This is a genomic window from Serratia sp. C2(1), assembly GCF_036352655.1.
GTDB lineage: Bacteria > Pseudomonadota > Gammaproteobacteria > Enterobacterales > Enterobacteriaceae > Serratia > Serratia inhibens.
Genome location: NZ_JAZFBA010000001.1, coordinates 2,234,003 through 2,246,351, shown reverse-complemented (window position 1 = coordinate 2,246,351; position 12,349 = coordinate 2,234,003). Strand labels below are relative to the sequence as shown.

Here is a 12,349-nt window from a genome sequence, read left to right as displayed (position 1 = left end):
TTCTCTAATGATATTCTCAAAAGGAGAGGGCTGCCGCTTGCCGCACCTGTTCAACCCAGCTCTGCTGGTAGTCAAATGTCGGCGCCTCATGTTGAGTTAATCCATGACGGACGATAGCCTTCACCGCCTGGCTGGCCAGCGGGCTTGTGCGCGCGATTTGCCGGGCGATGCTCAGCGCTTCTTCTCGGGCCGATCCTTCGCTGATTCGAGAGAGAGCGCCGTGCCGCCAGGCCTCCTCCGCGCTTATTGTTCGGCCGGTCAACAACCAGTCGAGGGCGATATAAGGAGAGATCCGCGCCGGTAGCCGTGAACACCCTCCTTGCGCCGCAATCAACCCCAGCCCGGTTTCCGGGAAACTGAATCGTGCGTTGCGATTGGCGACGATCAGGTCGCAGGCCAACGCAATCTCGAAACCCCCGCCGTAGGCAATGCCATCGACGGCGGCAATGAGGATCTTGGCAAGGCGGGCATGCACGATGCCGCCAAATCCCTCAGGTTCGACCAGCGGCAACTCCCCCAGGCGGAATGCCTTCACGTCCATCCCGGCGGAAAACGCCTCAGGATGGCCGGTCAGCACAATCGCCCGCACCCCGTCATCCTGTTCAGCCCGTTGCAGATAAGTTTGAACCAGACGCGCCATTTCCAGATTGATGGCGTTCTTTTTCTCCGGTCTATTCAGGGTAATAACGGCAACGCCGTCATCATGGCGTTCATAAAGCACCCTAGGCAGCAGATCATTCATGGGCTTTCTCTCCCTGGAAGAAGAACAGCGTCAGCAGCAGGGCGATGGCCCCCAGCGGCAGCGAAAACAGCGGCAGATAATAGGCCGGTAGCGTATACAGCGTCAGGCCGCCGAGCATGCCGCCGGCGGCGATGCCGGCATAGAGTACGGAGCTGTTCAGTGAAACGGTCAGTGCGCCAAAGCGTTTCGATAGCGACAGCAAGTGGTGTTGGATCGGCACCAGATACATCCAGCCGGTAATGCCCCAGACCAGAAAGATCGCCAGCACCCACCAGGGGGAGGTGACGTAAAAGGTGAGCAGAAACAGCGAGACCGTTTGAATGGCCACCGAAAACAGCAGCACAAACTTGCTGCCGAGGGCATCGGTCAACACGCCGGAAACGAAATTGCCGATAACGGCCCCTACGCCGAATACCAGCAGCGCGATCGGTAAAATAGCCTCCGCGCCCAACTGGGTATGTTTCAGCAGTACGCTGACATAGCTATAAACAATATGCTCGGAACAGACGGCAAAGAAGGTGATCAGTAGCGTGGTCAACACCGCTTTTTGTCGCAGCGGGGCAAGCCGCTCCTTCAGCGTGTGTTTACCCGGTGCGGCAATGGCGCGCAGCGCCAGTGAAAGCCCCAGCAGCGAAACGGCGCCCAGCAAGGCAATCAGCAGAAAAATCTCCCGCCAACCGATCAACTTGGCCAGGAAGGTGCCAAAAGGAATGCCGAGGGCGATTGCCAGTGTCATGCCGCCGTAAACTATCGAGATGGCTAGCCCGCGGCGCTTTTCCGACACCAGCCCGACCGCGGCTGCGGCGGCTTGTGGCGTGTAGGCTGCGGCCCCCAGTGCCGCCAGCACGCGACCGGCAGAGATTTGCAAAAAACTGTCGGCAAATGCGCAAGCCAGATTACCGGCGATAAATAATACCAGGGCGATCTGTAAAATATGCTTGCGGTTGAGGTTACCAAACAGCCAGGCGGTCAGCGGGGCAAACAGCATATAGGCGAGGGCAAACACCGAGATTAACTGCCCCGCCTGAGCGGGGCTGACAGTAAAGGTGTCGGAAATCTCGGTAAGCACGCCGGCGACGATAAACGCATCGGTGCCAATGGCAAAGGTGCCGGTCGCCATCAGACAAAGCGTGAGAAAATGGCCGTTATAATCCGTCAACTTCATCCTGCTCTCCGTAATTCATTGGCGGCCCAGACTTTGCTCAATGCCGCCAGGAAATAGTCCACATCCTCATGAGTATGGGCAGAGGTCGGCGTGACGCGCAAACGCTCGCTGCCTGCCGGTACCGTCGGGGCATTTACCGGCTGCACATAAATATCGTACTCATCGAGCAGCACTTTGCTGATGTGTTTGTTCCGGTGCGGATCGCCGACCAGCACCGGCAGAATGTGGCTGTCTTCCGAAACCAGCGGGATACCGGCGGCGCGCAGGCCGGACTTAAGATGATCGATAATCGCCAGCAGGTGTTTGCGTTGATGGTCATGCTCAAGATTGTATTTAAAGCTGGCCAACGCGGCAGCCACCACCGGCGCAGGGGACGACGTACTGAAGACAAAGGCCGGCGACCAACTGCGCACCGCCTCAACCACCACGCGTGGTGCGGCGATATAGCCCCCGGCGGCACCGTAAGATTTGCCGAAGCCGCCCTGGATAATAGTGATCTTATCCAACAGGCCCAGTTGCTCGGCATAACCCAGGCCGCGATGGCCGTAAACGCCGGCGGAGTGGATCTCGTCCAGATAGGTCAACGCTTGATATTTCTCCGCCAGCTCCACAATTTGCGCCAGCGGTGCGAAATCGCCGTCCATCGAATAGAGCGACTCGAAGGCGATCAACTTGGGGCGATCAGGATCGGCCGCCTGCAGGAGCTCTTCAAGGTGCGCTACATCATTGTGGCGGAAGATTTTTTTCTCCGCCTTACTGTAGCGGATGCCGTAAATCATCGAGGCGTGGTTAAGCTCATCGGAAAATACGATCAGATTGGGAATGGCGTCGCAAAGGGTGGACAACGTAGCGTCATTGGCCCCGAAACCGGTGGTGAACAGCAACGCGGACTCTTTGCCGTAGGCGCTGGCCAGCAGCGTTTCCAGTTCGCTGTGGTAGACCGAGGTGCCGGAAATGCTGCGGGCGCCGCAGGTGCCGAGGCCGACGCGGTTCACCGCCTCGGTGGTAGCCAGGATGACTTTGGGATGATGGCTCATCGCCAGGTAATCGTTCGAGCACCAGACGTTCAGGCGGCGCTCCCCATTCAGCCCGTGGCTGGTGGCCCAGGGTTTATCCACCACGCTGCGTTCTAGGTTGAGGAACTCACGGAACCGTCCCTGTTTTTTGGTTTCGGCCAGTTTTTCTTCAAGAATGTTTAATACGCTCATACGGAATTCCTTGCATTAGAGGGTTTTAATAACCAATGAAACGCCTTGGCCGACACCGACACACATCGTCACCAGCGCGTTGTTTACCTGCCGGGCGTTGAGTTCCAGCGCGGCGGAAAGCACCAGTCGCGCGCCTGACATCCCGAGCGGATGACCGAGGGCGATGGCGCCGCCGTTTGGGTTGACCCGCGTATCGTTGAAATCGATACGCCAGTTTTTCAGCGCGGCCAACACCTGTGCGGCAAACGCCTCATTAATTTCAATCACGTCAAAATCGTTCAGGGTAAAGCCGGTCCGCGCCAGCAACCGGTCGGTGGCGGCGATCGGCCCGATACCCATCACCGACGGGGCAACGCCCGCACTGGCGCTGTCGCCAATCTCCGCCAGCGGTTGCAGTGATTTGCGTTTCACATAACGGCCGGAAGCCAACAGCAGCACGGCCGCTCCGTCGTTGATGCCGGACGCGTTGCCGGCGGTGACCGATCCCTCGACGCTAAAGGCCGGTTTCAGAGCATGGAGCTTTTGCAGCGTGGTCTGGCGTGGAAATTCATCCTGTTCGAAAATCTTGCGGGTTTTACGATCCACCGGCACCTCGAGTGGCGTGATTTCCCTGGCCAGTCGGCCATTTTCAATGGCACGCCAGGCTTTTTGCTGTGAGTTCAGGGCAAAAATATCCTGATCTTCACGGGATATTTGGTGTTGCTGAGCCACGTTCTCCGCCGTAATGCCCAGCGGATCGCAACCATAGCGCTCCGCCAACTGTGGATTGACAAAACGCCAGCCCAAGGTGGTGTCGTACAGCTTGACGCTCTTGTCGAAAGGCGTTTCGCTTTTGCCCATCACATAGGGCGCCCGGCTCATGCTTTCTACGCCACCGGCCAGTGCCAGTTCGCTGAGGCCGCTTTTTATTTTTGCGCTGGCGTAGATCACGGCATCCAGCCCGGATGCGCACAGCCGGTTCAAGGTTATGGCCGGTACGCTCTGATCCAGGCCAGACAACAGTGCCGCCATGCGGGCGACGTTGCGGTTGTCCTCACCGGCCTGATTGGCGCAACCCAGGATCACTTCATCGATATCCGGCTCCGCATCAGGGTGCCGTTGCAGCAGTGCCCGAATAATGGCCGCCGCCATATCATCCGGACGCGTCAGCGCCAGACTGCCGCCGTAAGCGCCGATCGCCGTGCGCGTACCGTCGATCAGATAGACCCCGTCGTCTTTAATCGTCATCATTTTTCCTTAGGGCGCTACCGCCAGCTCAGGCCGGGCCGCGTTCAGCAATGAGTAATGCGGGTAATAGCGCGCGGAATGCAGCAGTTGCGCCATGTTATCCAGCGTCGATTTCACATTTTTCTGCCCGAGCTGCGCCAACCAGGCAAAAATGCCGTCGGCATAGTTCACGCCGGCCACGGCGGCGATATCGATATCTGCCCGGCTGCAAACGCCGCTCTCCACCATGATCACCGATTCATTGATCAGGCTGCTCAATACGCGGGCAACGATCAGGGCAGGGGAATCTTTAATAAACTCCACCTGAGCGATGACGGTTTGCAGCAGCGTCAGAAACAGCGCTTTATTCGTCTCTGTGGCATGTTGATTGTGGGCGGCCACCAGATAGGCGGTGTCGGCGTAATTCAGCGCAGCGTCAATCACGAAGGTGTCGAGAGCGGTTAAGCCGGCGAGCAGGTTCGCCGTTCTGCCATCGGTGATTTTGATCGCCAACGCGTTATTCACCAGGATAAATCGCCCCAGTTCAGGCCGTTCCGGCAACCGCTGAATGCGCAGCGCAGGCCAGATGGCCAGAGCGCGCTGTTGCAGGTGATCGAATAAAGCGTGCTCACCATAAAAATGCAGTGAAGTCGGCGTGCCGCTCTCTGTGGTTGGGGTGGGCGGCATTGCCGGTTGGGAAGCAAAAAAAGAGCGCCCGTTTTTCCTTCCCAGCAGCCCGGCATCCACCAGCGAGCGTTGCAAGTGGCCGGGGGTATAGCGGGGGTCGAACTGCATATCCTGCCAAATCTGCTTACTGACCTGGTAGTTGATATCCTGGCCGATAAAATCCGTCAGTTCTAAAGGCCCCATGCGAAAAAGCCCGCCGGCCTTGAGGGCGCGGTCGATCTGTGGCGCCAGCGCCACGTTTTCCTCCAGCAGCCGGAACCCTTCCAGATAAAAAGGCCGCGCCATGCGATTGACAATAAAGCCCGGCGTGGCTTTGCAGACCACAAACTGTTTACCCAATGCTATTACCAACTGCTGGCAGCGTAGGCTGGTGGCGTGGGAGGTAAAATAAGAGGGAATGATTTCGATCAACTTCATCAGCGGCGCCGGATTGAAAAAATGCAGGCCGATAAAGCGCGGGTTGTTTTCCACCCCTGCCGCCAGTTTGTTCAGCGACAACGAGGAGGTATTGGTCGCAATGATCGCCTCCGGTTTTACCGTAGCCGCAATGGCTGCCAGGATTTCATGCTTGGTTTGCTCATCTTCCGCAATGGTTTCAATCACCAGATCGCTGTCGGTTATGGCGTCAAAGACGGCCGAGAAAATAATATTGGCTAATACCTGGCCTTTTTTCTGCAGGGTTATTTTTCCGTTATTTCTCTTTCTGTCCAGGTCGCTGACAATATAGTCACGGGCCTGATTGAGATTATTACCATTGCGATTATAAAGTACGGTTCGTATGCCGTTCAGCGCCAGGAGGTAGGCGATGCCTCTGCCCATGGTCCCCGCACCAATAACGGCGGCTGAACGGATTGCCGAATTATTCTCTGCCATAGAAAATCCCCGTGAGTATTTTTCTGCATTGCCAAATTCGCAAATGCTTATAATTTATTTGGATTTGGAACGACACTGGGTGTCTAAAGCGAAAGTAATGGGTGGTGAGATGGCTGTCTAACGGTAAAAGTGACAGGTTTACAATAATAGGTGCTTATGGTATTCGCGTAATTTATCAGTCAGGGGGCGGTTTTAACGCGTTATTTATTAGCGATAGAGGTAATGATAGCTTTTTTTGTTATAGCCATTGTATTTTTTATACTATGAAACGGCTGTTGTAGCCCTGATGCCCCCACTATAGTTAATGTCACTTATCGATTACCCGGTCTTTCTGGAGAACGTGTTTTATGGACACCCGTATTCAGCCTTCGATGGACGCTTTACTCGACAGTGTGCACGACCGCGAGCTTTTTTTACGTCGTCTGGAACCCTGCGCCCAGGCACTGGGCTTTGAGTACTATTCCTATATTGTGTTTTCCTGCTACCCGGCCAGCCGGCCCAAAATGCTGATAGAGGGGAATTACCCTGCAGAATACCTGGAGGACTACCGCAAGCTGAGGGTGTATTTGCAGGACCCGGTTATCGACCAGGCCCATCATTCCACGCTGCAGTTTCATTGGGACGAAGAGTTCTATCAAGATAAACCGGAGCTGTGGTGGCGTATGGCACAGTTCGGTATCCGTGAAGGTTGGTCACAGTCAATCAAGGACTGCTACGGTCGGTTGGGCATTCTCACCTTTGCCGGCAAAAAAATCCCTGAGCAGTCGCTGGAGGCCGGTGCGCGTAACGAAACCTTTTTCCTGTGGTTGGCGCAGATTACTCATAAAACGTTGCGCGAAGCATTAATATCGGTGAACGACGAGGCGATCAAAGACGTGTTGACGTTGCGTGAAAAGGATATTTTACGCTGGTGCAGCGAAGGCAAAACCTCAGAGGAAATTGCCATGCTTATGGGGTTGAGTGAAAGAACGGTGAATTTTCACATCGGTAATTCCATTAAAAAATTGTCAGTTGCCAATAAAACTGCCGCCACGGCGAAAGCGGTGTATTTGCAACTCATTTAACTGATATTGCAATAATTAATCGACTAGCCGTTAACCTCGCTATGTTTATATTTTGTTAAATAACCGATTATCCCGGCCAGGAGTTACCGGCGATCACAAAAGCGCGAGAAAGCGGTTCACGCACCATTCTCCCGGCAGTACCCTATAGGCACCAAGGTTTACATAGAAGGGATGTAATATGTACAAGACCATACTAGTGCCGATAGATATCGAAGAAGATTTGCTGACAGAGCATGCCTTGAAGAATGTCGAGTACCTGGCGAAAATTTCCGGTGCCAAAGTACATTTCTTCCACGCGCTGCCGGACGCTTCAGCGTTCGTTACCGCCTATTCGTTTGGCATCAAGGAGTTTGAGAATCAAGCGGAAGTCAAAGCGGTAGATAAGCTCAAGAAGATCATGTCGGAAATTGATATTCCGCTGGAACGTCTGGATTACACCATCAGCTTTGGCTCCCCGCGCGATCAGGTGCTGGAATTGGCTGAGGAAATCAAAGCGGATTTGATCATCATAGGTTCGCGCCGTCCGAGCGTGAAAACTTACCTGCTGGGATCCAATGCAGCGGCGATTGTGCGCCACGCCAATATCTCGGTCATGGTGGTCAGATAATTCGTTAACTCAGGCCCGCAGTTCAGCTGGCGGGCCTGTATCATTGCCACGATTTCTTCAGGCAACGCGAGCGGCAAGGCAACGCCGTGCTGCTCGCTGTATTGCCGCATCTGAAAACGCCGTTCCCCTGGAATGCGCGCCCCTTGCCCGGACATATCGGCGAACAAGGCTTCCGCTCTGGCAAAGTGAAGCGCTTTATCGGCTCCCATAAAACGATCGGGATCCATAGCGATAATCAATTCGCTGCCGGTAGGGCGAGCAACCGGTCTGCCGATCGTAGGCCAGCGATTCCTTACTGGTCATATCACCAATCAACGGCCCGGCGAGCAGCTTGATCATTGTCGCCAATGCCGATCCCATATGGCCGCCAAAGGTCAGCATCGCGCCCTGCAACACGCTGCCCGGATCGGTTGAAGGTTGCCCTTAATCATCAATTCCCCCTTTTTACTGCAGCGGCCTGCAGGCGCGACGGCGCAGCTCGATTTCACCGCGTGTCGCGGCGCTGGTGGTCATATCAAAGATAAAGGGTGGGCGTTGCCAGCCAAAGGCGAGAGGGTTAGTGCCGAACAACGGACGGGTTCCTCCGGCGGGGGACCCAGGTATGGCTGGCCGTTGGAGGCTCCGCGGATCCCATTGACGCCGGCCAGAACAGAAATGCTGGTGCGGCTTGGCCGCACCGAGAGCGACGGATAAGCATGCTACACTCAGGCATAATAACCAGAGAGATCGGGTGGGCAAAGGATGACAAATGCACTGATAACGCTGGCGCTGTGTCTGTTGCTGATGCCGCTGTTGCTATGGCTGATTGGCCGTGCTCTATCGGCGGCAAAGGATAAAAAACCAGAGGGAGATAAACCTAAACCGAAGACCGGTATGCCGCATGGTGACGATCAATAATTTCCGGTTCAGGTGGGTGTCCGGGTTCGGCATGCCGAACCCGTTGACTGCGCTGTCAGTACTGTGGCCAGTAATAGGTTTTCTCGTGCCAGCCTTTGCCATACATGCAGGCCTCGATGGTCGCCGAGCGGGCGGCCTCATTGCGATCATTCTGCACCGTTTTGAATGAGGGCTGTTTTTCGTAACGGTAACCTTCTGGGCAATCCTTCTTGTCTTTTTTACAACTCTTGTATTGGTTTTCGTAGGCGAACTCAAAGTCACGCACCATATCTGGTGGAAAACGGTCATACCCCTTGCTTTTGCATTCAGCATATTCCGCATCGCGGGTGGTTGGGCCAGCGCCGGGTTTTTCCCATTGGGTGCAGGCGGTCAATGTCAAGAATGGCAAAATAATCAAAAAATTATACGTCTTCATGGTTTCCCTAACTCTTTCTGTCGTCCTCAATACGCGTGCTAAGAATCATCCTAGGCAACGCAAGACAGGAGTGTAATAAACTGATGTTAAAATTGGAAATGATAATAGTTATTGTTTAGGTAAGATTGAGGTTACTCGGGAGAGGTCCATACATTCTGTCTTCCGGGGTATAGCCAACAACGCTGCTGCCTGTAAGGCGGCGGGTATATACTGATGTTTTTGGCTAAGGGGAAAATGGCATGCGACGTACGCTCGTTTTACTTTCGGTATTACTGGCGCTGGCTTTGCTGATCCCTTGGGCAAGCCGTTATTTGCCACCCGGTTATCATCCTTTCGCTCCTTTGACGCTGGACGATCCTCCAACCCTGGTCACACGCCTTAAACTGCGGTTGTTGGCCAATGATCCCGAGGCCTGCATGGCTATTTTGACTCAGGCCAGAGACGCGGGGCGTATAGGCTTTAGCCTGCCTGGCGACAGTCAGGGCGAATGCCCGCTGGTTGCACCGGTGCGGGTGCAAAATTTTGGTGAGGTGCGTCTCAGCTCCAGCTTTCTTGCCAGTTGCCCGCTGGCGCTAAGCAGCGCAATGTTCGTTGGGCAAATAGCCGAACCGCAGGCGCAACGACAGTTTGGCGTGAGGCTGGCGCGTATTGATCATCTTGGCAGCTACGCCTGTCGAAATATTTACCATCGACCGGTGGGAAGGCTCAGTGAGCACGCCACTGCGGAGGCTTGGGATATTGCCGGTTTTCGGCTGGCGAATGGCAAACGGCTGACAATATTGCGAAACTGGCCAGAGCAAAACACTGCAGGAGGTTATCTGAGAACTTTGTTCAAAGAGGGATGCGGATTTTTTGGCAGCGCCTTAGGCCCGGAATATAATGCCGCTCACGCAAATCATTTTCACTTTGGCATGCGGGGGTACGGACTGTGCAGATGAATATTAATGACGGAAACGAGCAATAAAGAACTAATACCTTGATTATGATTTTTTATGATTTCATTGGGATGATTTTAAGATTTTTACCTAAGAGGGTTGTTTTATTATTGGCGGCATAAGCTTTTTTAAGTGCTGAGTTGGTATGTGAAAACCGATCCAATTCTTCAACCTGTAATAATTAAAAAATTGATTCAAATGATTCGTAATGTGATTGCAATTCACCTGTAAATTTTTTAGATTCAGGGGCGATTCATGATTTTCATAATAATTAAGGCGTGAAAAGGGAGTTTTATTTCTTGAATAAAAATGAAATGCCTAAAAATAATGCTAAATTATCTTCATTATCAGGTGATTATGCCCGGTTGAAAAATCTTTCCGACGTTGGTGATGGGTTAGGTTATGGCCGTACCCGTTTTTATCAATGGTGTCGGGGGCGCGGTTTTCTTACGTTGATGAATGCACCTTCCCCAGAGATGATCAGTCGAGGATACATGGTGATTGGGCTGTCGGAAACCGGCTACCCGCGGGTGTATGTCACTGAGGACGGATTTAACTATATGAGGGGGATTTTTCAAGATGACATCAAGAAACGTATGATTAAATTTTAAATGTATTGAGGAAAAATCTTATCTATTTCAAGATAATAACCAAGATTTTTCTTAGTGCGTATGTGGTCTTTCTGTCATTGCCGCGATGGGCAGTGAAAATACGTTCTGCGCCGTGTTTCTCCCCAGCCTATTGGAAGTTATCCTATTTTTCTATTGATCACGCGCTGCTGCTACTGTTGCAGCCCATTCTCTTGCTACTATAAAGATTGGTTTTTTCCAGGAGCTCAGGATGAAGCATTACGCCGTGTTACTTATTACCAGCCTACTGCTGTCTGGCTGCGCCACGCAGGCGGTTCCGCCGCAACAGGCCGAGTTGCCGCCGCCCAGTCGATTGATGCTTTATCAGAACGTGCCGCAAACGCCTTATGCTACGGTGGTGGTGGTGCGTGACAGCGGGATGTTGGCAGGGAGTTGCCGCACCGGGGTTTATATCAATGGGGAATTTGCGGCATCGCTGGCGGCAAAAGAAAAGGCCGAGTTCCGGGTTCCAGTGGGGAATAACGAAGTCAGCATCGGGCAGGATATGATCGAAAATAGCCTGTGTATCTGGCGCGACACCAGCGGCCGGTTACCGATGACGCTGCGTGCCGGTGAAAGCCGTTACTTCCGCATTGCGGGCGATATGCAACGCGGCTTTGTGCTGCAGGCCGGCAGGCCGTAATCAGGCGGGGCGCAGTCAGCGCCCCTGCCACCATCCCCACAGCGTAATTAATAGCCACGCCGCAGCAATCCAGCACAACACCGCCGCACCCAGCGCCCAAGACAATCTCATGCTGTTGATAAACAAATACAGCGAGATCAGATACACCAGATAGGGCAGAACCGCCCACATGCCAAAAATCAGCGTGGTTCTTAGCGCCTCGATCGATCGTTCGCTGGCGACAATGTAATGGGCAATCAGTGCAAAGGTGGGAAACAGTGGCACCAGACCAGCGATGTAGTAACTGCGACTTTTAGCCAGCAGACCGATTAAGATGACTACCAAAGCGCCGATCAGCGCTTTAACGAGGATGCCCATAGGTTTCTCTGGCGCAAATAAAAATACACTGCCCGAAAAAATTTGGGAGATCAATCACTCGCGAAGAAACGGGCCTGCAGGAAGAGCAGGCCGGATGGACGACAGTTTATTGACGGTAAGCGTGTTTAATCTGTTGGATGCTGTTTTTAAAGATTTCGGCCTGAGCCGGGTCTTCAATCTGTGCGATAAAGCGTTCCATGTTGATAATGACTTTCCCGGCATCAGCCTGCCCGATCGATTTCAGGATCAGCGTCAGCGTTGCTTTAAGACAGGCGACTTCTGTCGCCAGCGTTTCCGGGTTTGCAGACGTAGTGAAATCAACGTTGCTCATTTTCTCTCCTGATTTTTTGGGCCATAGCCTGAAACAATATGCATTTTGATGCGCATCAGCACCGATTTCATTCACTCTGGCATGCAGATGCGTATTTATCTGGGCGCGGAGTATAGCATAGCATCCGTTATCCATCTGCACAGATAGAGCTGGAACCGTGCCATTCTGCGGTTATCGATAGATAATGAGGCCACTATCGGTTGTGGGGTATAGCGTCGACGCGCAATGGACTAATGAATATGGGGTATCCGTATGGCAACCGGATGGGGCAGAATAAGAGAGCCGTTATTTCGGTGAGGTTAATAAGCATTTTCCCGGCATGTTATTATCGACTTTTACGGGCTGTTTTAATTATCAGCGGGGCTGTCATGCTCTTGGACACATAAGTCAATACTGAATAATTTTCTTTTGCGACGATTTTTCCAGAGGTGGCGGAAGGGAATCATCGTTTTGTTTTATTTCAATAAATTACAACATAACTGTGCTCGTGTTAATATTATCTATGTCGCTATTGCTTACACTGATTTTACCCACACTTTATGATGAGTGCGGTATCCTAAGGTGGAATCGCACTCAGTAATATTTACACT

General features: G+C 53.1%; 14 protein-coding genes and 1 pseudogene. 6 read left to right on the top strand and 9 right to left on the bottom strand.

What is annotated here, in order from left to right; all coding sequences use genetic code 11:
* Positions 1 to 16: 16 nt before the first annotated feature.
* Genes V2S86_RS10580 through V2S86_RS10560 form a run of 5 tightly spaced genes read right to left on the bottom strand, consistent with a single transcriptional unit; the run spans position 17 to position 5,881 of the window.
* Positions 17 to 742, bottom strand: a complete 726-nt coding sequence (locus tag V2S86_RS10580) for an enoyl-CoA hydratase-related protein (RefSeq protein WP_330762366.1) — start codon at positions 740 to 742, stop codon at positions 17 to 19.
* A complete protein-coding gene (locus V2S86_RS10575; RefSeq protein ID WP_330762365.1) occupies positions 735 to 1,907 on the bottom strand; it encodes an MFS transporter in 1,173 nt (390 codons plus the stop codon). The genes V2S86_RS10580 and V2S86_RS10575 overlap by 8 nt, the downstream gene beginning before the upstream one ends.
* Entirely contained in the window at positions 1,904 to 3,115 is a 1,212-nt protein-coding gene (hemA, locus tag V2S86_RS10570) for a 5-aminolevulinate synthase (RefSeq protein ID WP_330762364.1), read from the bottom strand. Before hemA ends, V2S86_RS10575 begins: the two co-directional genes overlap by 4 nt.
* Before the next feature lie 15 nt (positions 3,116 to 3,130).
* Positions 3,131 to 4,342 (bottom strand): acetyl-CoA C-acyltransferase, encoded by a 1,212-nt coding sequence (locus V2S86_RS10565; protein WP_330763187.1) that lies wholly within the window; start codon positions 4,340 to 4,342, stop codon positions 3,131 to 3,133.
* A gap of 9 nt (positions 4,343 to 4,351) precedes the next feature.
* Positions 4,352 to 5,881 (bottom strand): 3-hydroxyacyl-CoA dehydrogenase NAD-binding domain-containing protein, encoded by a 1,530-nt coding sequence (locus V2S86_RS10560; protein ID WP_330762363.1) that lies wholly within the window; start codon positions 5,879 to 5,881, stop codon positions 4,352 to 4,354.
* 347 nt (positions 5,882 to 6,228) lie between these two features.
* Here V2S86_RS10560 and V2S86_RS10555 point away from each other — a divergent pair, with 347 nt between their 5' ends.
* Complete coding sequence (locus V2S86_RS10555) at positions 6,229 to 6,945, top strand: autoinducer binding domain-containing protein (RefSeq protein ID WP_330762362.1); 717 nt, start codon at positions 6,229 to 6,231, stop codon at positions 6,943 to 6,945.
* Between the two features lie 178 nt (positions 6,946 to 7,123).
* Positions 7,124 to 7,552 carry a universal stress protein gene (locus tag V2S86_RS10550; RefSeq protein ID WP_004942906.1) on the top strand — a complete coding sequence of 143 codons (429 nt, stop codon included), beginning with the start codon at positions 7,124 to 7,126 and terminating at the stop codon, positions 7,550 to 7,552.
* On the opposite strand, the pseudogene V2S86_RS10545 reads toward V2S86_RS10550, so the two are convergent.
* A pseudogene (locus tag V2S86_RS10545) lies at positions 7,483 to 8,165 on the bottom strand (Ldh family oxidoreductase); the annotation flags it as partial. The gene V2S86_RS10550 and the pseudogene V2S86_RS10545 sit on opposite strands and share 70 nt — an antisense overlap.
* Positions 8,166 to 8,293: 128 nt before the next feature.
* On the opposite strand from V2S86_RS10545, the gene V2S86_RS10540 reads away from it, so the two are divergent.
* Complete coding sequence (locus V2S86_RS10540) at positions 8,294 to 8,449, top strand: hypothetical protein (protein ID WP_167669654.1); 156 nt, start codon at positions 8,294 to 8,296, stop codon at positions 8,447 to 8,449.
* Positions 8,450 to 8,504: 55 nt separating this feature from the next.
* On the opposite strand, the gene V2S86_RS10535 is transcribed toward V2S86_RS10540, so the two are convergent.
* Complete coding sequence (locus tag V2S86_RS10535) at positions 8,505 to 8,864, bottom strand: hypothetical protein (RefSeq protein WP_330762361.1); 360 nt, start codon at positions 8,862 to 8,864, stop codon at positions 8,505 to 8,507.
* A 239-nt stretch (positions 8,865 to 9,103) separates the two neighbouring features.
* On the opposite strand from V2S86_RS10535, the gene V2S86_RS10530 reads away from it, so the two are divergent.
* From V2S86_RS10530 to V2S86_RS10520, 3 genes are all read left to right on the top strand, one after another.
* Positions 9,104 to 9,802, top strand: coding sequence for an extensin-like domain-containing protein (locus tag V2S86_RS10530; protein ID WP_330762360.1), 699 nt, complete (start codon positions 9,104 to 9,106; stop codon positions 9,800 to 9,802).
* 296 nt (positions 9,803 to 10,098) lie between these two features.
* The gene (locus V2S86_RS10525) at positions 10,099 to 10,410 is read left to right on the top strand and encodes a hypothetical protein (RefSeq protein WP_330762359.1); all 312 of its coding nucleotides are present in this window, start codon (positions 10,099 to 10,101) and stop codon (positions 10,408 to 10,410) included.
* A 229-nt stretch (positions 10,411 to 10,639) separates the two neighbouring features.
* Positions 10,640 to 11,071, top strand: coding sequence for a hypothetical protein (locus tag V2S86_RS10520; RefSeq protein ID WP_330762358.1), 432 nt, complete (start codon positions 10,640 to 10,642; stop codon positions 11,069 to 11,071).
* 15 nt (positions 11,072 to 11,086) lie between these two features.
* On the opposite strand, the gene V2S86_RS10515 is transcribed toward V2S86_RS10520, so the two are convergent.
* Together V2S86_RS10515 and V2S86_RS10510 are read right to left on the bottom strand one after the other, a co-directional pair.
* Positions 11,087 to 11,428, bottom strand: a complete 342-nt coding sequence (locus tag V2S86_RS10515; protein ID WP_330762357.1) for a GlpM family protein — start codon at positions 11,426 to 11,428, stop codon at positions 11,087 to 11,089.
* A gap of 106 nt (positions 11,429 to 11,534) precedes the next feature.
* A complete protein-coding gene (locus V2S86_RS10510; RefSeq protein ID WP_006321715.1) occupies positions 11,535 to 11,759 on the bottom strand; it encodes a DUF2594 family protein in 225 nt (74 codons plus the stop codon).
* Positions 11,760 to 12,349: the final 590 nt, after the last annotated feature.